18 protein-coding genes and 1 riboswitch are annotated in these 21,247 nt (G+C 63.6%); of the genes, 11 read left to right on the top strand and 7 right to left on the bottom strand.

The features are described 5' to 3' along the window. Positions 1-58: 58 nt before the first annotated feature. The 3 genes from EJ071_RS38660 to EJ071_RS22605 all read right to left on the bottom strand — a co-directional run bounded on the left by EJ071_RS38660 (position 59) and on the right by EJ071_RS22605 (position 6,264). On the bottom strand, positions 59-235 hold the full coding sequence (locus EJ071_RS38660; RefSeq protein ID WP_189521179.1) for a hypothetical protein: 177 nt from the start codon (positions 233-235) through the stop codon (positions 59-61). A 388-nt stretch (positions 236-623) separates the two neighbouring features. Continuing rightward, entirely contained in the window at positions 624-4,151 is a 3,528-nt protein-coding gene (gene dnaE, locus EJ071_RS22610; RefSeq protein ID WP_126099860.1) for a DNA polymerase III subunit alpha, read from the bottom strand. Positions 4,152-4,251: 100 nt separating this feature from the next. Further along, positions 4,252-6,264 carry an acetyl/propionyl/methylcrotonyl-CoA carboxylase subunit alpha gene (locus tag EJ071_RS22605; RefSeq protein ID WP_126099859.1) on the bottom strand — a complete coding sequence of 671 codons (2,013 nt, stop codon included), beginning with the start codon at positions 6,262-6,264 and terminating at the stop codon, positions 4,252-4,254. A 269-nt stretch (positions 6,265-6,533) separates the two neighbouring features. Here EJ071_RS22605 and EJ071_RS22600 point away from each other — a divergent pair, with 269 nt between their 5' ends. The 7 genes from EJ071_RS22600 (at position 6,534) to EJ071_RS22570 (ending at position 11,745) form a co-directional block, all read left to right on the top strand. Then, a complete protein-coding gene (locus tag EJ071_RS22600) occupies positions 6,534-7,661 on the top strand; it encodes an S-(hydroxymethyl)glutathione dehydrogenase/class III alcohol dehydrogenase (RefSeq protein ID WP_126099858.1) in 1,128 nt (375 codons plus the stop codon). 66 nt (positions 7,662-7,727) lie between these two features. Next, a complete protein-coding gene (gene gfa, locus EJ071_RS22595) occupies positions 7,728-8,297 on the top strand; it encodes an S-(hydroxymethyl)glutathione synthase (RefSeq protein ID WP_126098992.1) in 570 nt (189 codons plus the stop codon). A gap of 65 nt (positions 8,298-8,362) precedes the next feature. Next, positions 8,363-8,830 carry a YaiI/YqxD family protein gene (locus tag EJ071_RS22590; protein ID WP_126099857.1) on the top strand — a complete coding sequence of 156 codons (468 nt, stop codon included), beginning with the start codon at positions 8,363-8,365 and terminating at the stop codon, positions 8,828-8,830. A gap of 25 nt (positions 8,831-8,855) precedes the next feature. Beyond that, the gene (locus EJ071_RS22585) at positions 8,856-9,533 is read left to right on the top strand and encodes a DUF1345 domain-containing protein (protein ID WP_126099856.1); all 678 of its coding nucleotides are present in this window, start codon (positions 8,856-8,858) and stop codon (positions 9,531-9,533) included. A 100-nt stretch (positions 9,534-9,633) separates the two neighbouring features. Beyond that, on the top strand, positions 9,634-10,506 hold the full coding sequence (locus EJ071_RS22580; RefSeq protein ID WP_126099855.1) for a cytochrome b/b6 domain-containing protein: 873 nt from the start codon (positions 9,634-9,636) through the stop codon (positions 10,504-10,506). Position 10,507: 1 nt separating this feature from the next. Further along, positions 10,508-11,317, top strand: coding sequence for a molybdopterin-binding protein (locus EJ071_RS22575; protein WP_126099854.1), 810 nt, complete (start codon positions 10,508-10,510; stop codon positions 11,315-11,317). Further along, entirely contained in the window at positions 11,317-11,745 is a 429-nt protein-coding gene (locus tag EJ071_RS22570) for a GNAT family N-acetyltransferase (RefSeq protein WP_126099853.1), read from the top strand. Before EJ071_RS22575 ends, EJ071_RS22570 begins: the two co-directional genes overlap by 1 nt. 23 nt (positions 11,746-11,768) lie before the next feature. On the opposite strand, the gene EJ071_RS40275 is transcribed toward EJ071_RS22570, so the two are convergent. Continuing rightward, the gene (locus EJ071_RS40275; protein ID WP_210211878.1) at positions 11,769-12,332 is read right to left on the bottom strand and encodes a DUF3011 domain-containing protein; all 564 of its coding nucleotides are present in this window, start codon (positions 12,330-12,332) and stop codon (positions 11,769-11,771) included. Between the two features lie 89 nt (positions 12,333-12,421). Between EJ071_RS40275 and EJ071_RS22560 the strand changes: the two genes are divergently transcribed. The 4 genes from EJ071_RS22560 to gcvP all read left to right on the top strand — a co-directional run bounded on the left by EJ071_RS22560 (position 12,422) and on the right by gcvP (position 17,885). Further along, positions 12,422-13,252 (top strand): transporter substrate-binding domain-containing protein, encoded by an 831-nt coding sequence (locus tag EJ071_RS22560; protein WP_126099852.1) that lies wholly within the window; start codon positions 12,422-12,424, stop codon positions 13,250-13,252. Between the two features lie 93 nt (positions 13,253-13,345). Next, positions 13,346-13,432, top strand: a riboswitch (glycine riboswitch). A gap of 149 nt (positions 13,433-13,581) precedes the next feature. After that, positions 13,582-14,682: a glycine cleavage system aminomethyltransferase GcvT gene (gcvT, locus tag EJ071_RS22555; protein ID WP_126099851.1), complete on the top strand. Its 1,101-nt coding sequence runs from the start codon at positions 13,582-13,584 to the stop codon at positions 14,680-14,682. Between the two features lie 7 nt (positions 14,683-14,689). After that, entirely contained in the window at positions 14,690-15,058 is a 369-nt protein-coding gene (gene gcvH / locus EJ071_RS22550; protein WP_126099850.1) for a glycine cleavage system protein GcvH, read from the top strand. A 16-nt stretch (positions 15,059-15,074) separates the two neighbouring features. Then, positions 15,075-17,885, top strand: coding sequence for an aminomethyl-transferring glycine dehydrogenase (gcvP, locus tag EJ071_RS22545; protein WP_126099849.1), 2,811 nt, complete (start codon positions 15,075-15,077; stop codon positions 17,883-17,885). Positions 17,886-17,896: 11 nt separating this feature from the next. On the opposite strand, the gene EJ071_RS22540 is transcribed toward gcvP, so the two are convergent. From EJ071_RS22540 to EJ071_RS22530, 3 genes are all read right to left on the bottom strand, one after another. Continuing rightward, entirely contained in the window at positions 17,897-19,069 is a 1,173-nt protein-coding gene (locus tag EJ071_RS22540; RefSeq protein ID WP_126099848.1) for a GGDEF domain-containing protein, read from the bottom strand. A gap of 346 nt (positions 19,070-19,415) precedes the next feature. Continuing rightward, positions 19,416-19,889, bottom strand: a complete 474-nt coding sequence (locus EJ071_RS22535) for a hypothetical protein (protein ID WP_126099847.1) — start codon at positions 19,887-19,889, stop codon at positions 19,416-19,418. 394 nt (positions 19,890-20,283) lie between these two features. Beyond that, a complete protein-coding gene (locus EJ071_RS22530) occupies positions 20,284-21,246 on the bottom strand; it encodes a type II secretion system F family protein (RefSeq protein ID WP_126099846.1) in 963 nt (320 codons plus the stop codon). Position 21,247 lies beyond the last annotated feature (1 nt).

The following is a 21,247-nucleotide window of genomic DNA, read 5'->3' as shown; positions in this document are numbered from 1 at the left end:
GCCCTATACCATCTATAAGCCAAGCGCTTTATTTTACAACGCGGCGGGTTACCTCTGGTTAACCGAACACAAAACCTATGACGTTACCGTTTATTGCCGCGTGTTTTTTGAGCCAGATTGGCAGCTTGGTTTGCCACTCACTCACGACAATTGCCGACGCAAGCGGCCCGCAATCGTCGGCGCGCTGCCCATCCGGATCAGTCTGGACTATCGCGAAATTCGACTTGTCGACCATCGTGCCCCGCTCCTGCCCAATCGTCAGCCTAACCGACAAACTTAGGCAAACGCCCCCAGCATTTCCGCAGCCTGGCTGCAACACTAGCAAGAACAAGTTAGTCAAAGATATACAAAGCCGTACGCCGTTGAGCGAATGACGTGGTTTGGCGAGTACTTGGTGAGAGCAGGGTGATGCGGCCTGAATTAGCGGCGACGCCCCGCGCTAGAGCATGATGCCGAAAAGTGTGAAGCGGTTTTCGGGCGACATCATGCTCTATCTCTTTGATTTAGAGCCGGATTCAGATTTCAGGTCGGTTCGACCTGAAATCATCCGGCTCTAAGGCATTTCAGGAAAAGCGTGCACCGGTTTTTCGTTCGGATTGCGCGAAAACAAATAGTTGAGGCGTCTACACCAGTTCCACGTCCACAACGCCCTGCACCGCCCGCATGGCGGATGCTATTTGTGGCGAGACGCGATAGCCGCCTTGCAGAGCGATCTCGACCTCGCCCTGCGCCTCTCCCTTGAGGACGATGATGCTGACCTGACTGTCGCCACGCTGTTTGAGCTGCGACTGAATGATCGACGAGGGCCTATCGTCTCTGACAAAGATGCGCAGTGCCTTCTGGATGCGGCTTGCCTCGTCCTCCAGCGACTGCACCGTCTGGATGCGCAGATTGATGCCTTCCGGCCGGTCTTCAGCCTGGACGGTGATGACCACCGAGCGGCCGGGCTCGAGCATGTCGCGATATTGCGCCAGGCCCTCGGAGAACAGCACCGCCTCGTACTGGCCCGTCGTGTCGGAGAACTGCACGACGCCCATCTTGTTGCCGGTGCGGGTCTTGCGCTCCTGCTTGGTGGTGACGGTGCCGGCGAGCCGCCCGGCCGCGGCGCCGCGTTTGACCGCAGCCGAGAATTCACCCCAGTTCTGGACCCGCATTTTTTGCAGCGCGGCCTTGTATTCGTCGAGCGGATGCGCCGAGAGATAGAAGCCGACCACCTGGAACTCGCGATGCAGCCGGTCGGCGGCAAGCCAGGGATCGGTTGTCGGCAGATTGAGCGCCTGCGACTGGCTCCCGAGCGAAGCGCCGAAAATGTCGGCCTGGCCGGAGATGGCGTTCTGCTGCGCCAGCGAGGCCAGCCCCATCATCCGCTCGACGCCGGCCATCATCACGGCGCGGTCGTGCCCGAAGCAATCCAATGCGCCGGCCATGATCAGGCTTTCGAAGACGCGCTTGCCGACGATCTTCGGATCGACCCGCTCGCAGAAATCGGCGAGGCTCTTGAATGGTTTTTCGCCGCGCACGGCCACGATATGTTCGACCGCCGCGTCGCCAACGCCCTTGAGCGCCGCCAGAGAGTAAAAGATCTTGTTCTCGCCGACCTCGAAGGGACGAAAGCTGGTCATCACCGACGGCGCCACCACCTCGATGCCGAGGCGCAGCGCGTCCTGGCGGAAATCGGCCAGTTTGTCGGTATTGCTCATGTCGAGCGTCATCGACGCCGCCAGGAACTCGACCGGGTAGTGTGCCTTGAGATAGGCGGTCTGGTAGGACACCACCGCATAGGCGGCGGCGTGCGACTTGTTGAAGCCGTAGTCGGCGAATTTGGCCAACAGATCGAAGATGAAGTCGGCCTGCGGCTTGCCGACGCCGCGCTCGACCGCGCCGGAAACGAAGCGCTCGCGCTGCTTGTCCATCTCGGCGCGGATCTTCTTGCCCATTGCGCGGCGCAGAAGATCGGCTTCACCCAGCGAATAGCCGGAAAGCTCCTGCGCGATCTGCATCACCTGTTCCTGGTAGACGATGACGCCTTGCGTCTCCTTCACCAGGTGGTCGATCTTGGGATGGATCGAGGCCATCTCCTCCTCGCCATGCTTTCTGGCGTTGTAGGTCGGGATGTTCTCCATCGGGCCGGGGCGGTAGAGCGCGACCAGCGCGATGATGTCCTCGATGCAGTCCGGCCGCATGCCGATCAGCGCCTTGCGCATGCCGGCACTTTCAACCTGGAACACGCCGACCACCTCGCCGCGCGACAGCATGGCGTAGGTGTCCTTGTCGTCGAGCGGTATCGTCGCAAGATCGATGTCGACGCCTCGCCGGCGGATGAGCTTCACCGCGGTTTCCAGCACGGTCAGAGTCTTCAGGCCGAGGAAGTCGAATTTTACCAACCCCGCCTGCTCGACATATTTCATGTTGAACTGGGTGACCGGCATGTCCGAGCGCGGATCGCGATACATCGGGACCAACTCGGACAGCGGTCGGTCGCCGATGACGATACCCGCGGCATGCGTCGAGGCATGGCGATAGAGGCCTTCGAGCTTCTGCGCCGTGTCGAGCAGCGTCTGGACGATCGGCTCCTTCTCCGCCTCCTCGGCAAAGCGCGGCTCGTTGGCGATGGCGTCGGCCAGCTTGACGGGATTGGCCGGGTTCTGCGGCACCATCTTGGAGAGCTTGTCGACCTGGCCGTAAGGCATCTGCAGCACGCGGCCGACGTCGCGCAACACGGCGCGCGCCTGCAGCGTTCCGAAGGTGATGATCTGCCCCACCTGGTCGCGGCCGTATTTCTGCTGGACGTAGCGGATGACCTCCTCGCGCCGGTCCTGGCAGAAGTCGATGTCGAAGTCCGGCATCGAGACGCGGTCGGGATTGAGGAAGCGCTCGAACAGCAGCGAGAAGCGCAGCGGGTCTATGTCGGTGATGGTGGTCGAATAGGCAACCAGCGAGCCGGCGCCCGAACCGCGGCCCGGCCCGACCGGAATGCCTTGCGACTTGGCCCATTTGATGAAGTCGGCGACGATCAGGAAGTAGCCCGGGAACTTCATCTTCTCGATGATGCCGAGCTCGAATTCGAGCCGCTCGCGATATTGCTCGACTGTATAGCCTGGCGTCGGTCCATGCGCGGCAAGCCGAGCCTCGAGCCCTTCGCGCGCCTGGCGCGCAAGTTCCGCCGCCTCCGCTTTCTCGGCCGCCTCCTTGTCGGCGGCGTCGGCACCGGTGAAGCGCGGCAGGATCGGGCTGCGGTTCTTCGGATAGTAGGAGCAGCGCATCGCGATCTCGACCGTGTTGTCGATCGCTTCCGGCAGGTCCGAGAACAGCCGCGCCATCTCGGCCTGGCTGCGCAGGAAATTGTCAGGCGCGAGCCGCCGGCGATTGTCGGCCGCCACCACCGAGCCTTCGGCAATCGCTATCAGCGCGTCATGCGCCTCGTAGTCTTCGCGCTTGGAGAAGAAAGCCTCGTTCGTGGCGACCAACGGCAATTCGTGGCTGTAGGCAAGGTCGACCGTCGACTTCTCGACCATACGGTCATAGCCGGCGACCCGCTCCAGTTCGACATAGAGCCTGTCGCCAAACAGCATTTTCAGCGTCAGCAGCCGCTGCTCGGCCAGGTCGCGGCGGTCTGCCTTGAGCGCGCTGCCGATCGGGCCGCGCGGGCCGCCGGTCAAGCAGATCAAACCATCGCAATGGCCTTCCAGCATGACGCTGGTCAAATGCACCGGCTCACCGGACGGCGTCTCCAGATAGACCTTGCTGATCAGTCGAACGAGATTGGCGTAGCCCGCCTCGCTGGCGGCGATCAGCACCATAGGCGCCATCCCCGGCCCGTGCCGGCGGCGGTCACGCTGGGCTTCATTCGCCTCGCCGGCAAAGGCGAGGTCGATCTGGCAGCCGATGATCGGCTGGATACCGTCCTTGACCGCCTTCTGGGCGAATTCTAGCGCGCCGAACAGGTTGTTGGTGTCGGTCACCGCAATGGCCGGCGCCTGGTCCTTGGCCGCGTGGCCAACGATGGTGCCGAGCTGCAGGGCGCCCTCGAGCAGCGAATAGGCCGAGTGCACGCGCAGATGGATGAAGGTCCGCGCCGGCGCTTCCGGCTGCGCGGCCTTCACGGCTGCTTCGCGCTGCAGCGGGTCGCGTGGAAGTCGTTCATCCGCCATGGGGCTCTTGTCGCTCGAAAGGACTCAACATCGGTGAGAGATGTATTGTCCGGGAGCGCGCTATGCGAGTCCAGCGCTCACCTGTGCACAGCAAAGCCCATCAGGCGAATTCCATGATCACCGCGTCGACCGCAAGGCTGTCGCCGGGTTTGGCGTTGAGCTTCGCCACGGTGAGGTCGCGCTCGGCGCGCAGCACGTTTTCCATCTTCATCGCCTCGACCACGGCCAGCGTCTCGCCGGCCTTGACCTCTTGGCCTTCGGTGACGGCGATCGAAACGACGAGGCCCGGCATCGGGCATAGCAGCATTCTCGAAGTATCCGGCGGCAGCTTCTTCGGCATCAGCCTTTCAAGCTCCGCGATGCGCGGCAGCATGGCTTGAGCGGTCACCGCCATGCCGTTCCAGGCGATGCGAAGGCCGTTCAGCGCCGGCCGGACCTGCGCTGCGATCCGGTTGCCGCCGACCGTGCCGTGCCAGATCACATCACCCGGCCGCCAATCGGAGGCGACCGTCAGCGGCTTGCCGCCATCGATCGCCAGATCGACCTCCATTGGAATGGAGACCATTCCGTCGACGATGCTCACGCCGAGATAGTCCGCGCCGATTTTCACCACCCAGTCGCGCTTGAGATGGCCGGAATGCGGCGCCAGCCGTCCGCTGAGGCGGTCGAGCCTGTCCCGGCGCAGCAGCTCGATCGCAGTGGCGATCGCGGCGAACACCGCCCTCTCCCCACTGTCCGGCACGATGGGCGCGAAGCCGTCCGGATATTCCTCGGCGATGAAACCGGTCGACAACCGACCCTCGCGCCAGCGCCGATGCCGCATCAGCGCCGAAAGGAACGGAATGTTGTGCTCGATGCCGTCGACGACGAAGCTGTCCAAGGCTTCGGACATGGCGTCGATCGCCTCGAGTCTCGTCGGCGCCCAAGTGCACAGCTTTGCCACCATGGGATCATAGAACATCGATATCTCGGAGCCTTCGGCGACACCGGTGTCATTGCGGATCACTATGTCGCCGAACGTCCCCTCTTGCGGCGGCCGGTAACGCGTCAGCCGGCCGATCGATGGCAGGAAGTTGCGGAAAGGGTCCTCGGCATAGAGGCGGCTTTCCACCGCCCAGCCGTTGAGCTTCATGTCGCCCTGCTTGATGCCGAGCTTCTCGCCGGCGGCAATACGGATCATCTGCTCGACAAGATCGATGCCGGTGACGAGCTCGGTCACCGGATGCTCGACCTGCAATCTTGTATTCATTTCAAGGAAATAGAAGTTCTTGTCCTTGTCGACGATGAACTCGACCGTGCCCGCGCTCTGGTAGTCGACGGCCTTTGCCAGCGCCACGGCCTGCTCGCCCATGGCTTTTCGGGTCTTGGCATCGAGGAACGGCGACGGCGCCTCCTCCACCACCTTCTGGTTGCGGCGCTGGATCGAGCATTCGCGCTCGCCGAGATAGAGCGCATTGCCATGCGCGTCGGCCAGCACCTGGATCTCGATATGACGCGGATCGACGACGAACTTCTCGATGAAGACCCGGTCGTCGCCGAAGGAGCTTTTCGCTTCCGAACGGGCGCGTTCGAAGCCATCGCGGACTTCCGCCTTGCTCCAGGCGATGCGCATGCCCTTGCCGCCGCCGCCGGCCGAAGCCTTGATCATGACCGGATAGCCGATCTCGCCGGCAATCTTCTCGGCATGGTCGGCATTTTCGATGACGCCCAGCCAGCCGGGCACGGTCGAGACCTTGGCCTGGCTGGCGAATTTCTTCGATTCGATCTTGTCGCCCATCGCGCGGATCGCCTTGGGCTTCGGCCCGATGAAGACGATGCCCTCTTTCTCCAGCGCTTCGCAGAAGGAGGCGCGCTCGGACAGGAAGCCGTACCCGGGATGCACCGCTTCGGCGCCGGTCTCCTTGCAGGCGGCGATGATCTTCTCAGGCTGCAGATAGCTCTGCGCGGCTGGCGACGGGCCGATATGCACGGCCTCGTCGGCCATTTCGACATGCACGGCATCGCGATCGGCATCCGAATAGACCGCCACCGTGGCAATCCCCATCTTGCGCGCCGTCTTGATCACGCGACAGGCGATCTCGCCGCGATTGGCGATCAGGATCTTCTTGAACATTCGGACGTCGTTCCTCCGGCGAAGCCGTCCAGTTCTATGGACAATTCCGGCGGGTCTCAAGTGTCTGAAGCCCCTGCCCTCGGCGCCTGATGCCGATTGCAGAAACCGCGCCGAAAAACGTCGCAAGAGACGTTGGCCGTCACCCCCGAACCCGGTAAGGTGACCATGGGCTTACACAACGGCGGGCAGTCGGCGATCTCGTATCGCCTGGCAAACTAGCGGCTTGCCGCAACTTGAAACTTTGAAAATTGCCTTGGGAGGAATGCCTCATGAAAACGCGAGCCGCAGTAGCCGTTGGCGCCGGAAAGCCGCTGGAGATCATGGAGGTGGACCTCGAGGGCCCGCGCGAGGGCGAGGTGCTGGTCGAGGTCAAGGCGACCGGCATCTGCCACACCGACGAGTTCACGCTCTCGGGCGCCGATCCGGAAGGCATCTTTCCGGCCATCCTCGGCCATGAGGGCGCCGGCATCGTCGTCGATGTCGGCAAGGGCGTGACCTCGGTCAGGAAGGGCGACCATGTCATCCCGCTCTATACGCCCGAATGCCGGCAGTGCCCGTCGTGCCTGTCGAGGAAGACCAATCTGTGCACCGCCATCCGCGCCACGCAGGGCCAAGGCCTGATGCCCGACGGCACCTCGCGCTTCTCGGTCAATGGCGAAAAGCTGTTTCACTATATGGGCTGCTCGACCTTCTCCAACTTCACCGTGCTGCCCGAGATCGCTGTCGCCAAGGTCAATCCGGACGCCCCCTTCGACAAGATCTGCTACATCGGCTGCGGGGTGACCACCGGCATCGGCGCGGTGATCAACACGGCACGAGTCGAGCAGGGCGCGACGGCTGTCGTCTTCGGCCTCGGCGGCATTGGCTTGAACGTCATCCAGGGCCTTCGCCTTGCCGGCGCCGACATGATCATCGGCGTCGACATCAACAACGACAAGAAGGCCTGGGGCGAGAAGTTCGGCATGACGCATTTCGTCAATCCGAAGGAGATCGACGGCGACATCGTGCCTTACCTGGTCAACATGACCAAGCGCGGCGCCGACCAGATCGGCGGCGCCGACTACACCTTCGACTGCACCGGCAACACCAAGGTGATGCGCCAGGCGCTGGAGGCCTCGCATCGCGGCTGGGGCAAGTCGGTCGTCATCGGCGTTGCCGGCGCCGGCCAGGAGATCGCGACCAGGCCGTTTCAGCTGGTCACCGGCCGCAGCTGGATGGGCACCGCCTTCGGCGGCGCGCGCGGCCGCACCGACGTGCCGAAGATCGTCGACTGGTACATGGAAAAGAAGATCCAGATCGACCCGATGATCACGCATACGCTGACGCTCGACGACATCAACAAGGGCTTCGACCTCATGCATGAGGGCAAGTCGATCCGCAGCGTCGTGGTTTACTGAAGCAATGCCACCGGCCGCGGGCCATCATGCCCGCGACCTCTGTGGTCAACATGGGAGGAAGTAGGAATGGCGGAAAAACTGCATCACTCGATCGACAACGGCCTGCCGAAGGAAAGCGCGAGCTTCTCGGGCGGCACGCTGGTTTGCCTCTGCACCAGCAATCCGGTGAAGGTGAAGGTCAAGGGCCAGATCGCGCATAACCATGCCTGCGGCTGCACCAAATGCTGGAAGCCGGACGGCGCGATCTTCTCGGTGGTTGCCGTTGCCGGCACCGGCGACGTCACCGTCACCGAGAACGGCGACAAGCTGAAGGTGGTCGACCCGGCCGCGCTGATCCAGCGCCATGCCTGCACCGGCTGCGGCGTCCACATGTACGGCCCGGTCGAGCGCGACCATCCCTTCAAGGGCCTGTCCTTCATCCATCCGGAGCGCTTCGAGGAGGACGGCTGGTCGCCGCCGGGCTTTGCCGCCTTCGTGTCGTCGATCATCGAATCCGGCGTCGACCCGAGCCGCATGGCCGGCATCCGCGGCCAGCTGAAGTCGATCGGGCTCGAACCCTATGACTGCCTCAACCCGGGCCTGATGGACTACATCGCCACCTGGACGGCGAAGAAGTCGGGAGCCTTGGCGGCCTGACAAGTCCCGTGATTTCTGCCATGGGGCTGGCTGACACGCCGGCCCCATATTCGTTTGGAGAGACGATGCCCGCACCCGTCGTCTATGTCGACGCCGACGCCTGCCCGGTCAAGGCCGAAGTCGAGAAGGTGGCGGAGCGCCATGGCATCGGCGTCACCTACGTCTCCAATGGCGGCCTGCGACCCTCGCGCGATCCGATGATCCGCAACGTCGTCGTCTCCAAGGGAGCGGATGCGGCGGACGACTGGATCGTCGAGAATGCCAGGGCGAACGACGTGGTGGTGACGGCCGACATCCCGCTTGCCGCGCGCACGGTGGCGCTCGGCGCGCATGTGCTGGGGCCCACCGGCCGCCCCTTCACGCCAGGGACCATCGGCATGGCTGTCGCGATGCGCGATCTCAAGCAGCATTTGCGCGAGACCGGCGAAAGCCGCGGCTACAACGCCGCCTTCACGCCAAAGGACAGGTCGAACTTTCTCGGCGAGCTCGACCGCATCTTGCGGCGGGCGCTCAAATCCGTCACACCGGACTGATCCGAGGGTCTTTCCGAGGCCGGCCATGGATGACGATATATCCCTCAGCACGCCGATGTATCGGCACGTGGAATTCGCCTTAGCCGCGGCCATTGGCATCGTCGCGCTGCTTGTCGCCATGTTGTTCAAGGCGCCGCTCCCCTATTCCATCGGCGCCAACGCCTTTTTCTTCGCCTATATCGCTCTGGTGTTGGCCTTGATGCCGAAACTCACCGGACGTTATCTGAGCAAGAACGCTCGCTCCACCGACCTGCCGGTGCTGCTGATCTTTGCCGTCACGCTCTTCGTGGTGGGAATCGCCATCGGCTCGCTGTTCCAGCTCATCAACCGGAAGGATGCCGCGCATCCGTGGGAGATCCTGTTCGCGATGCTGTCGATCCCGCTTGGCTGGTTCACCATTCATGCCATGGCGGCCCTGCACTATGCGCATGTCTATTGGATGGGCGGTGATCAGGTCGACGAGAGAACCAAGACGAAGATTCCGGTCGGCGGACTCGACTTTCCCGGCGACAAAAGGCCGGAAGGTTGGGATTTCCTCTATTTCGCAACCGTCATCGGCATGACCGCGCAGACGGCCGACACTGCGATCACGACCTCGCACATGCGCCAGGTCGTACTCATCCATTCGATCCTGACGTTTTTCTTCAACACGGTGATCGTTGCCGCCGCGGTCAATCTCGCGGTCAGCCTGGGCGCTCCGTAATAAATCCGTGATCGCATGAAACATTGCCTTGTGCGGCGACGTATTGGGGGGAAGACAATGACCTGAAAAGGCCGCTTGGATCATGCGGCCGGAGGACGGAATGGATTCTGCTGCCACGAGCCAGCCCGCCACCGAAGCGAAGGCGAAGGACACGACCCTCATCTACCGGCAGTCGCGCTGGACGCGGCTGACCCACTGGCTATGGGCCTTCGCGCTGTTCTTCATGCTGCTTTCGGGCCTGCAGATCTTCAACGCGCGTCCGCAGCTCTATATCGGCAAGGAATCGGGCTTCGCCTACAACAACACCATCCTCGAAATCGGCGCCGAGAATACCGACAATGGGCCGCGCGGCTTCACGAAGCTCTTCGGTCATCGCTTCGACACCACCGGCGTGCTTGGCTGGTCCGGGCCGCCTGGACAGGAGACGCCGCGCGCCTTCCCGGCCTGGGCGACGATTCCCTCCTACTATGACCTCGGCACCGCTCGCGTCGTGCATTTCTTCTTTGCCTGGGTGCTCTCGGCCACCTTGCTGGTCTGGCTGATCACCGGCCTCATCAACGGCCACATCCGTCGCGATCTGGCGCCGCGTGTCGAGGATCTGCGCAAGCTGCCGCGCGACATCGTCGACCATGCGAAGCTGAAGTTCCACCACACGCGCGAATACAACACGCTGCAGAAAATGGCCTATGGCGGCGTGCTCTTCGTGCTGTTGCCGCTGATGATCGTCACCGGGCTTGCGATGTCGCCGAGCATGAATTCGGTGCTTCCCTGGCTCAATGAAATCCTCGGCGGCCGGCAGACGGCGCGCACCATCCACTTCACCGTCATGGTGCTGCTCGTCCTCTTCTTCATCATCCACATGCTGATGATCCTGGCAGCCGGCCCGATCAATGAGCTGCGCTCGATCATCACCGGCTGGTACCGCACCGACCCGCCCGCGAAGCAAGACGAGCCGGCCGAGAGGAGCGCCTGACATGGCAAAATTCCAGATCAGCCCCAAGTTCCAAATGAACCGAAGGAAATTCCTGACCTCTGCCAGCCTCGGCCTGTCAGGCATCGCGCTGTCAGGCTGCGATGCCTTCGACAGCGGCCTTGGCATCGGCGGGGGCTTGCGCAGCTTTCTTGAAAACGCCAACGGCCTGACCTGGCGCGCGCAGCGCCTGCTTGCCGGCCGCGAGGCGCTGGCGCCGGAATTCACCGAGGCGGATATCCGCCAGCCGCAGCGGCCGAACGGCGTCACCGCGCCAGACGACGACACCTACAAGGGTCTTCTCGCCAACAATTTCGCCGACTGGCGCCTGGAGGTCGCCGGCCTGGTCGAGAAGCCGCTGTCGCTCACCCGAGAGCAGCTCCAGAACATGCCGAGCCGCACCCAGATCACGCGACACGACTGCGTCGAAGGCTGGAGCTGCATTGCCAAATGGACCGGCACGCCGCTGTCGCTGGTGCTCGACCAGGCGGTGGTGAAGCCTGAGGCGCGCTACGTCATGTTCCACTGCCTCGACACGATCGAGCAGAGCCTCTCAGGCGATATCAAATATTACGGCTCCATCGACCTGATTGATGCCCGCCACCCGCAGACCATCTTGGCCTATGGCCTCAACGGCAAGCCGCTGCCGGTGGAAAACGGCGCGCCGCTGCGCGTGCGGGTCGAGCGCCAGCTAGGCTACAAGATGCCGAAATATCTCTACAAAATAGAGCTGGTCGACAGCTTCACCGCCATCGGCGGCGGCCGCGGCGGCTATTGGGAGGACAATGGCTACGACTGGTATGGCGGGATTTGATGACCCCTCGCCTGCAGGCCGAACACGATCTTCGGCCGGCCGAACTCAACGCGATCGAGGAACGCCTCAACGGCGACAACCGGCTTCGCACAGGCCGCGATGACGACCGGGGCCTCGTTTTTGCGTTGCGGGACGAAGCCGGACACGCAATCGGCGTCGCCGCCGGCTATTCCTGGGCGGGGATCGCCGAGCTCAAATTGATGTGGGTCGAGGAAACCTATCGCGGCCGAGGCCATGCAAAGGCGTTGTTGAACGCCTTCGTCGCCGGGGCCGCCGCTCGAGGCGCGCGGCGGATTTGGGTCTCGACACACGACTTCCAGGCGCCAGGCTTCTACGAAAAGGCCGGCTTCGAGCGTATGGCCGAATTCGCCGGGTGGCCCGAGGGCCATTCCAACATCATCCTTTGCAAGACGATGGCTCCCCGATAGGCATCAGCCGGATGGCTGCGCGATCATTCGTCGTCCTGTGCGTCGTCCGGATTATCCACCATGCAGCCGACGCCGTGGCATCCCTGATAGTTGCCGTGCGTATCGAAATTGGGGTTGCCGTCCTTGTCGAATTGCGGCGTCGGGTCGATCCATTGATCGTCGCGGCGCGGCTTGGGCCTCGGATAGTAATTGTCCGAATGATGGCCGTGCTGGTTGTTGTTGTCGAGGATCGCGCCGACAATGCCTCCGACGATGATCGCCGCCGCCGCGTCGCCGGGAGACGGCCTGCGGCCGGAGCCTGCGACCAGGAATTCCGCCGAGCAGCCATCGTCCACCCAGATGCCGGCGCCGTCGTAGCCCCAGCTTCTGCCGTACTGGCAACGCGACTTCGACAGCCGGTTGGTCAATTGCACGCCGCCGCGCGTGTCGACCCCGCAATAGGAATAGCGATAATCCGCGCTTGAGCAGACCACGCGTTTGGGGCCTGCGGCCTGCGCGGCATCAGGCAGAAGCGACAGCTTTGCCGGATTGCCGAAGGCGCAGGCCAGGAACATCATCGAACCGGTAACTGCCATCCGCACCGACATTTGCAAATCTCCGTCAGGGTCCGCTATCGACAGAATGGCACCTCTGTGTAAATCTGACAACCAGAGGGGCCAGCAGCGAGGTTATATTCATGCGCGCTAAGATAATCGCCGCGATTATACTTGCTCTTTCTGCCTGGTTGACTCTTTTGCCGGCTCGCGCCGACGACAGTCTCAAGCGCGTTATCGACCAGAAGACGCTGACGGTCGGAGTTGCAATCAATCCGCCGTGGATCCTCAAGAAGGCCGACGGGAAGTTCGCGGGCTACGATGTCGATCTGACCAATGCGCTCGCCTCGGATCTCGGCGTCGAATTGAAGCTGGTCGAGGTGCCCTGGAACGACCTGAAAGCGCGGTTGCTGAAGGGCGACTTCGACCTGATCGCGGCCGGCTACGCGAACACACCGGAGCGTGCCCGCGACGTAGTATTCTCCAATCCGACAGGCGCCGCCGACATCCGCGTGGTTGCCTCCATTGCCAGCCTTGGCAAGCGGCCGAGCAAGGCGTTGACGGCGCCCGGCTACAAGATCGCCGTGCTCTCCAATTCCACCGACGAGGCGGCTGCCAAGGAGGCCTTCCCGAAGGCGGAAATCCTTTCGTTCAACAACACCACCGATGTTTTTGCCGCCCTCATCGGAGGCAATGCGCAGGCCCTGGTGGCCACGTCGCCGACGCCGCAAATGGCGGCCAGGCTTTATGATGCGAAGTTCAAGCTGGTGGGCGGCCCGCTGCTGCGCACGCCGGAAGCCTTTGCCCTGCGCCCCGACGACATCCGCCTCGTCCAATACGTCAACGACTGGATCGGCGCGCGCACCGCCGACGGCACCATTTCGGGGGTCCGCCGCTACTGGTTCGGCGGCTTCAAATGGATGTCGCGCTTCGACACCGGCGCCAAGCCGGAACAGGCCAAGCCGAAGCAGTAGCCTCAAGCCACTTTATTTGGATGTCGCTGGGAGGTGACAAGGTGTCGCCGACGGGCTATGGATGGCGCGTCGAGGATTCAGGTTACTGAGTCCTACCTGTTTGCGGGAGAGAACAGCGAGAGCTGTCGCCGAAGGGGAAATCGCCCGAAATCTCTCAGGCAAAAGAACCGTGGACGGGAAAGACAACTCTGGAAAGTCGGGAATCTTCCCGCGCCGAAGGTGTAAGCGCTGCCGACAGAGTTACGGGGCGCGAGTCTCTCAGGCTTCAGACAGAGGGGCACGGACTAGACCGCCGGTGGCGGTCGATTGCGTGCGACTCTGGAGAAGACATGACGGACGAAGACACCAAACATCTACCCCTCGAGGATTTGCATAACGCGGCAGGCGCGCGTTTCGGCGCGTTCGCCGGCTGGTCGATGCCGCTGACTTATCCAGCGGGCGTGATGAAGGAGCACCTTCGCACGCGCGAGCATGCCGGCCTGTTCGACATCTCGCATATGAAGCTGTTCGAGGTCGTTGGCCCGGGCGCCGCCTCGCTTCTCGACCGCGCCTGTCCGCTCGATGCCGGCGCGCTGGAGATTTCCCAGTCCAAATACACCTTCTTCCTCAATGAAGCGGCCGGCATCATCGACGACCTGATCGTCACTAGGCTCGGCGACAGTCGCTTCATGGTGGTTGCCAATGCCGGCAACGCGGTCGAGGACGAAAAGCACCTCAGCGCGCTGGCCGCGGATTTCGACGCCAAGATCGAGCCCCTCGACCGCGTCTTCCTGGCCATCCAGGGACCGGACGCCTGGGCCGCGCTTGCGAGGGCCGGCATCGAAACCGGCTCGCTGCTCTTCATGCATGGTGTCGAGCCCCGGCAAAACTGGTTCATGAGCCGCTCTGGCTACACCGGCGAGGACGGTTTCGAGATCGGGCTGCCGGAGGCGGATGCTCGCGATCTCGTCGCGAAGCTGCTGAAGGACGAGCGCGTGCAATGGATCGGCCTTGCCGCCCGCGACAGCCTGCGGCTCGAGGCCGGGCTTTGCCTGCACGGCCAGGACCTGACACCCGAGATCGATCCGGCAAGCGCCGGCCTGATGTGGGCCATCCCCAAGGAGGTCCGCGCCTCCGGTCATTTCATCGGCGCCGACGCGCTGCGCTCGATCCTCGAGCGTGGCCCGTCGCAGAAGCGCGTCGGCCTGAAGCCGGACGGCCGTCAGCCGGTGCGCGGCGGGGCGGCGCTGGTCGACGCCGACGGCAATCCCGCAGGCCATGTCACCTCGGGCGGCTTTGGCCCCTCGACAGGCCACCCGGTCGCCATGGGCTACGTCAACACCGCGCTGGCCAAGCCCGGCGCCAGACTGTTCGCCGACGTCCGCGGGACGAAAATCCCGATCGACGTCACCTCGCTCCCCTTCACGCCACATCGCTACCGCAAAGGATGAATTCCCGATGGCAAACACCTATTTCACTCAAGACCATGAATGGCTGCGCGTCGAAGGCGGCGTCGCCACCGTCGGCATCACCGACTACGCGCAGGAGCAGCTCGGCGATCTCGTCTTCGTCGAACTGCCCGAAATCGGCCGCAAGCTCGCCAAGGGCGACACTGCGGTCGTCGTCGAATCCGTCAAGGCGGCGTCGGACGTCTACGCGCCGGTCGACGGCGAAATCACCGAAGCCAACACGTCGCTGTCATCCGACCCTTCATTGGTCAATTCGGCGGCGACCGGCGACGGCTGGCTTTGGAAGATGAAGCTTTCCAACGAAAGCCAGCTCGCCAGCCTCATGGATGAGGCCGCCTATAAAGCCCATATCGGCTGATATCGGGATTTTGCAAATGACCGCAGCACCTATTCCTTTCTCAGCCCGTCATATCGGCCCCGGCATCAACGATGTCAGAGCGATGCTCGCCGTGATCGGCGTTCCGTCCGTCGAGACGCTGATCAGCCAGGCCGTGCCGAGATCGATCCGGCTCGACCAGCCGCTCGACCTGCCCGCCGCCGCCAGCGAAGCGGAAGCCCTGGCCGAATTGTCGGAGATGATGGCGAAGAATACGGTGCTGAAGAGCTTCATCGGCGCCGGCTACCATGGTGTCTTTGTGCCGCCGGTAATCCAGCGCAACCTTTTCGAGAACCCGGCCTGGTACACGGCCTATACGCCCTACCAGGCCGAGATCAGCCAGGGCCGCCTGGAAATGCTGTTCAACTTCCAGACTTTGGTGACCGAACTGACCGGCCTTCCGGTGGCGTCCGCCTCGCTGCTCGATGAAGCCACCGCCGTCGCCGAAGCCGTCGGCATCGCGCTTCGCCATCATCGCGACAAGCGCACCAAGGTGGCGCTCGCCGGCACGCCCCACCCGCAGACGCTCGACGTCGTGCGCACCCGCGCCGAGCCGCTCGGCATCGAGGTCGACGGCGAGACGATCGACGACAACACCGCCGCCCTGCTCGTCTCCTGGCCGGACACGTTCGGTGTCTATGGCGACCACAAGACGGCGATCGAGAAAGCCCACGCCACCGGCGCGCTGGTCGTCTTCATAGCCGATCCGCTTGCCCTCACGCTGACGGATGCGCCGGCAAAGCTCGGCGCCGACATCGCCGTCGGTCCAATGCAGCGCTTCGGCGTGCCGATGGGCTTTGGCGGCCCGCATGCCGCCTATTGCGCCGTCTCCGACAGGCTGACCCGCCTGATGCCCGGCCGCCTTGTCGGCCAATCGACCGATACCATGGGTCGCCCGGGCTACCGGCTGGCGCTGCAGACGCGCGAGCAGCACATCCGTCGCGACAAGGCCACCTCCAACATCTGCACCGCGCAGGCGCTGCTCGCCAACATGGCGACGGCCTACGCCATCTGGCACGGTCCCACCGGCCTGCAGGCGATCGCCGAGCGCATTCACTCCCTCGCCAACCGGCTTGCGGCGGGGCTGAAGGCGGCGGGCGTGACACTCCTGGGCACGCACCGCTTCGACACGGTGACAGCGGAAGTGAAGGGTAAGGCCGCGGCAATAGCCGCCGCCGCCGAGAAGACCGGCCGGCTGCTGCGCGTCATCGATGCCGACAAGATCGGCATCGCCTTCGACGAGACCTCGACGCAAGCCGACCTGGAGGCGATCGCGGCCCTGTTCGGCGCCAAGTCCGGCACGGTGGAAGCGAGCTCCATGCCCGGCAAGCCGCGCGGCAAGGAATTCCTTACCCAGCCGGTTTTCCACGAGAACCGCTCCGAGACCGACATGATGCGCTTCCTGCGTCGGCTGGCCGACAAGGATCTCGCGCTCGACCGCGCCATGATCCCGCTCGGTTCCTGCACGATGAAGCTCAACGCCGCCGCCGAGATGATGCCGGTGAGCTGGTGGAATATCGCCAACCTGCATCCCTTTGCCCCTGCCGGCCATTCGGCCGGCTACCGCGCCATGATCAGCGACCTGGAGACCTGGCTGTCGGAGATCACGGGTTTCGACGCAGTCAGCCTGCAGCCCAATGCCGGCAGCCAGGGCGAATATGCCGGCCTGCTCGCCATCCGCGCCTATCACCGCTCGCGCGGTGAGGGCCATCGCACCGTCTGCCTGATCCCATCCTCCGCGCATGGCACCAATCCGGCGAGTGCTGCGATGGCCGGAATGAGCGTCATCGTCGTACGCTGCGCCGAGGACGGCAGTATCGACATGGACGATTTGAGGGCCAAGGCCAACGAGCATTCCAAGAACCTCGCGGCGCTGATGTTTACCTACCCCTCGACGCATGGCGTGTACGAGGAAGGCGCGCGCCACCTCTGCGCCCTGATTCACGAGCATGGCGGCCAGGTCTATTTCGACGGCGCCAACCTCAACGCCCTGGTCGGCCTTGCCCGACCCGGCGATATCGGCGCCGACGTCTGCCACATGAATTTGCACAAGACCTTCTGCATCCCGCATGGCGGCGGCGGCCCGGGCGTCGGCCCGATCGGCGTCAGGGCGCATCTCAAGCCCTATCTGCCGGGTCATGTCACTGAAGGCTCGGCGCATGCCGTGGCCGCCGCTCCTTTCGGCAGCGCCTCGATCCTGCCGATCACCTGGATGTACATCCGCATGATGGGCGGCGCAGGGCTGAAGCAGGCGACCGAGACGGCGATCGTTTCCGCCAACTACGTGGCGACCCGGCTCGCGCCGCATTTCCCGCTCGTCTACAAGGGCAGGAGCGATCGCATCGCGCATGAGTGCATCCTCGACACCCGCGTGCTCAAGGAGAGCGCCGGCATCAGCGTCGACGACATCGCCAAGCGCCTCATCGACTACGGCTTCCACGCGCCGACCATGTCGTTCCCGGTTGCCGGTACGCTGATGGTCGAGCCGACCGAGTCCGAGCCCAAGCGCGAGCTCGACCGCTTCTGCGAGGCGATGATCGCGATTGCCGGCGAGGCGGCGAAGGTGGCGAAGGGCGAATGGCCGCTCAACGACAACCCGTTGGTCAATGCCCCGCACACCGCGGCAGAGGCGCTTGCCGGCGCCTGGACCCATCCCTACTCGCGGCTGGAGGCAGCCTATCCGGCGGGTGACGCCGATCTGGCAGCAAAGTACTGGCCGCCGGTGTCGCGCATCGACAATGTCGCCGGCGACCGCAACCTTGTCTGCTCCTGCCCGCCGCTGACGGAATATCTCGGCGCCGCCGAATAACCGAAGCGGATTCAGGCAGAACGCAAGGTCGGCCCGGCGTCGGACTGGCCGGCCTTTTTCTGAACGACGACGCGATTCCTGCCGCCGCGCTTGGCCACGTAGAGCGCGGCGTCTGCGTCGGCCAGCACCTCGTCCAGGGTTCGGCCGTCTACGGCGCCAAATCCCATGCCGCCGCTGACGCTGCTGCGCAGCGGGCCGCGATGGGTCGGAACGATCTCGGTGCCGAAGGCGACGCCGATCCGGCTGGCCATGTCATGTGCCTTTTCCGGCGTCATGCGCGACATGACGAGCGCGAATTCCTCGCCGCCCAGCCGGAAGGCGTCGACCCCGGTCCGGCCGTATTTCTTGATCACCGCCGCGAAGCGGCAAAGCACCTGATCGCCGACCGGATGGCCGAAGACGTCGTTGGTCGCCTTGAAATGATCGAGATCGAACATCGCGACCGCCATGAACGGACCGAAGCTGCGATCCCCGTAAAGCTCGCTGAGCGCCCTGCGGTTCATCAGGCCGGTCAGCGGATCGGTCATCGTCTCGGCCTTGAGCTCGATCTGCGCCTGCAGATGGTGCAGCGAAAGCGTCAGCGCGCCGAGGCCGGTCATGCAGGCGACCGCCACGACGGAGTTCAACCGCTCGGCCCAGTTGTCGGGCGCGGCGCCGAGAACCCATTGCCCCTGCACAAGCAGCACCAGGCCGCAAAGCGCGAACGACACGCCACAGGCGCCGCTCAGGAACGAAACGACGAGCAGGATCCGGCGGTCGTGATCCCCCTTCATCCAGAACATCGTTCCGATCGCCGCGAGCAGCGCCGTAACGGCCGCGTAAGTGATCTGGAAGCCGATGCCGTCGAAACCGAGATAGGTGAAAGCGGCGCAAGCGGCCATGGCTGCAAGCGTCGGCAGGATCGCGCGGCGGTAGTCGCGGAAACCGAGATACTGCATGGCCGACAGGCAGATGACCAAAAAGCCGAGGCTCAGCAGCGCAAGCACGATCTGGCAGAGCCGGGGGTCGGCATCCTTGGTGTAGCGCCAGAACAGGACGACATGGGCAACGAGCACGAGTATGCCGCACGCCACCGTCAGCACGAAGCTCGCCCGCGGAGCCGTGAACCAGATCGCCAGCATGGTGATGCTGAGGCACGTGCCCGACAGCGCCGCCGCGAGCAGGAGCGAACTGAAATCCAACATTGTTGAGCCGCAACCTCTTGGGAGTCGTCAGTTACGCTGCATTCTAGGTTAACGGCGGCCCGCCGATACCGTTTTCAGCTAACCTTTCGAGCCAACCTTCCGACAAGGTTTACAAAGCATCCACTACTGCGTCTGGCAGACGCAAAGACTAGAAATTTTTGGTTTATATTGAAACAGTTCTTTCCACGAGCGCGAGGCGATCCGCGCGAAAAACGGCATTCGCCGGTGTTGCTTTGATTTCGCCAATCGACAACCAGGGAGGAACCTGTCCCGTTTCGCAGAAACGGCGTTCGACCAGTAGCCGGTGAATTCTGCCAGAGCCGATTCAATCCAAGCCCGATAGGCTTTAGCTCTTGTCGAGCAGCGCCAGGTTGGCATTGACCACGGTCTGGTCGGCCAAGCCGGCCTTGGCTTCGAGCAGCAGAGCCCTTGCCTTCTTCTTGTTGCCGCGCAGGAGCTGCGAATAGCCCATATTGTTGACGATCTGCGGCTTGCGCCCGGCGACCCTCAGCAATTGGGCATAGGCGCGGTCGGCGAAGTCGAAGCGGCCGAGCTCGTCATAGGAGGCGGCAAGCCCCATCCAGGCTTCCGCATTGTCGGCCTTGAGCTCCACCGCCTTGCGGAAATGCTGCTCGGCAAGGCCGAAATTCGCCTCGCGGAACTGCGCCTTGCCCTCCACCAGGTCGCTGGCGCTGATGTCCTTGGCCGTTGGCTGGATCGCGGTGGTCTTGGTCGTGTCGACGTTTGCGTTCGTCGTGCAGCCGGTGATCATCAAGACGGCCGCCAACACCGCCGCTGCCGTGGGAAGTCCGTGACGCATGCCCCTGCCCCATCGCCCGATTTGCCGGGTCGTTCTTCAGCAAGGACCATAAAGCACAGCGATTAAGCTTCAGTGCCGAAATGCAGCTAAATTTTTGTTGCGCGCAAAGGATGCGTTAACCAGCGCCGGCAGCGTCAGACGTGCCTGGATTCAGGTCAGGCCGAGTCGAAAATGGTGAATTTCGAGAACCGGCCTACGCCGGCCGTAGCCTTCATAGGGCGGAGACATTTGTGAGGGCTTCGGCCGGCGAAGGCCGGAGCGGAGCGTACTTATAGTACGTGAGCACCGGCCTACGCCGGCCGTAGCCTTAACTGCTACGCCACCTCTCATGTCATGGATGCTTAGGCCGGAAGCGCAGGAAGCCGCCATTTGCAGACCGGCCTCACCTGAATCCCTAGTGCGCCGTCAGCTTCACGACGATGGGAATAATCGCGACCATCAGCACCACCGGCAGGATGCACATCGTCACCGGCACCGACATCTTGGCCGGCAAGGCATGCGCCTTCTCTTCGGCAAGCGACATGCGCTTGTGGCGCATTTCGTCGGAAAAGACGCGCAGCGCGCCCGACAGGCTGGTGCCTAGCTCCTTGGACTGCTGCAGCAGCGTTGCAAAGGAGCGCACCTCGTCGAGGCTGAGGCGGTCGGCGAGCGCCTTCAATGCATCGTCGAGGCTGCGGCCGGCCCTGAGCTCGAGCGACACCAATTGCAGGTTCTGGCTGAGCGATGGATAGGTCCTGGCGAGCTCCTTCGAGACTCGCTCGATGCCGGCCTCCATGCTCATGCCGGCGTCGGAGCAGACGATCATCAAGTCCATGAAATCGGGAAAGCCGTTGCGATATTCGCGCATCTTTTCCCGCACCTTCTGCGTCAGCACCAGACCCGGCAGGAAATAGCCGGCCGCTCCCGACAGGATGATGAAGGTCCAGCGGCTGGTCACGGTCGACTCGGCGCTGGCCGCCCAGTGGTTGATCAGGAACGCGCCAAGTGCTGCGCCGACCAGCGCGGCAAAACGGATCAGAAAGAACATGCCGACGGCGCGCGGCTCCATATAGCCGGCCTGGATGAGCTTCAGGCGCAACCGCGCGACGTTTTCCGGGTCGCTCTTGGCGTAGAATTCCTGCGCCCGCTTCACCGCCTTCTCGCGCACGGCGTTTGCGTTCTTCCTTGGCGCCGGCTCCGCCTGCTCGATAGGCCGGGCCGCCTCGACCTTCAGCCGGCGCTTGACTTCGTTGCGATCGCCCTTGGCGACGACCAGCGGCCAGGCTACCGCGCCGCCGCCCAGCACCAGCAAAAGCACCGCCACCGGCATCAGCGATGTCGGCGCGAGCGAGGCGAGGAAGCGGATGATGTCTTCCATC

The organism is Mesorhizobium sp. M1B.F.Ca.ET.045.04.1.1 (genome assembly GCF_003952465.1).
In the GTDB taxonomy this organism is placed as follows: Bacteria; Pseudomonadota; Alphaproteobacteria; order Rhizobiales; family Rhizobiaceae; genus Mesorhizobium; species Mesorhizobium shonense.
The sequence above is the reverse complement of the archived record's forward strand: the minus strand, read 5'-3'. Positions and strand labels throughout refer to the sequence as shown.

What these genes read in the sequence shown, in the direction of transcription:
- EJ071_RS38660 (WP_189521179.1), bottom strand. Translation starts at nt 235, where the DNA reads ATGGTCGACAAGTCGAATTTCGCGATAGTCCAGACTGATCCGGATGGG.
- dnaE (WP_126099860.1), bottom strand. Translation starts at nt 4,151, where the DNA reads ATGGCGGATGAACGACTTCCACGCGACCCGCTGCAGCGCGAAGCAGCC.
- EJ071_RS22605 (WP_126099859.1), bottom strand. Translation starts at nt 6,264, where the DNA reads ATGTTCAAGAAGATCCTGATCGCCAATCGCGGCGAGATCGCCTGTCGC.
- EJ071_RS22600 (WP_126099858.1), top strand. Translation starts at nt 6,534, where the DNA reads ATGAAAACGCGAGCCGCAGTAGCCGTTGGCGCCGGAAAGCCGCTGGAG.
- gfa (WP_126098992.1), top strand. Translation starts at nt 7,728, where the DNA reads ATGGCGGAAAAACTGCATCACTCGATCGACAACGGCCTGCCGAAGGAA.
- EJ071_RS22590 (WP_126099857.1), top strand. Translation starts at nt 8,363, where the DNA reads ATGCCCGCACCCGTCGTCTATGTCGACGCCGACGCCTGCCCGGTCAAG.
- EJ071_RS22585 (WP_126099856.1), top strand. Translation starts at nt 8,856, where the DNA reads ATGGATGACGATATATCCCTCAGCACGCCGATGTATCGGCACGTGGAA.
- EJ071_RS22580 (WP_126099855.1), top strand. Translation starts at nt 9,634, where the DNA reads ATGGATTCTGCTGCCACGAGCCAGCCCGCCACCGAAGCGAAGGCGAAG.
- EJ071_RS22575 (WP_126099854.1), top strand. Translation starts at nt 10,508, where the DNA reads ATGGCAAAATTCCAGATCAGCCCCAAGTTCCAAATGAACCGAAGGAAA.
- EJ071_RS22570 (WP_126099853.1), top strand. Translation starts at nt 11,317, where the DNA reads ATGACCCCTCGCCTGCAGGCCGAACACGATCTTCGGCCGGCCGAACTC.
- EJ071_RS40275 (WP_210211878.1), bottom strand. Translation starts at nt 12,332, where the DNA reads ATGTCGGTGCGGATGGCAGTTACCGGTTCGATGATGTTCCTGGCCTGC.
- EJ071_RS22560 (WP_126099852.1), top strand. Translation starts at nt 12,422, where the DNA reads ATGCGCGCTAAGATAATCGCCGCGATTATACTTGCTCTTTCTGCCTGG.
- gcvT (WP_126099851.1), top strand. Translation starts at nt 13,582, where the DNA reads ATGACGGACGAAGACACCAAACATCTACCCCTCGAGGATTTGCATAAC.
- gcvH (WP_126099850.1), top strand. Translation starts at nt 14,690, where the DNA reads ATGGCAAACACCTATTTCACTCAAGACCATGAATGGCTGCGCGTCGAA.
- gcvP (WP_126099849.1), top strand. Translation starts at nt 15,075, where the DNA reads ATGACCGCAGCACCTATTCCTTTCTCAGCCCGTCATATCGGCCCCGGC.
- EJ071_RS22540 (WP_126099848.1), bottom strand. Translation starts at nt 19,069, where the DNA reads ATGTTGGATTTCAGTTCGCTCCTGCTCGCGGCGGCGCTGTCGGGCACG.
- EJ071_RS22535 (WP_126099847.1), bottom strand. Translation starts at nt 19,889, where the DNA reads ATGCGTCACGGACTTCCCACGGCAGCGGCGGTGTTGGCGGCCGTCTTG.
- EJ071_RS22530 (WP_126099846.1), bottom strand. Translation starts at nt 21,246, where the DNA reads ATGGAAGACATCATCCGCTTCCTCGCCTCGCTCGCGCCGACATCGCTG.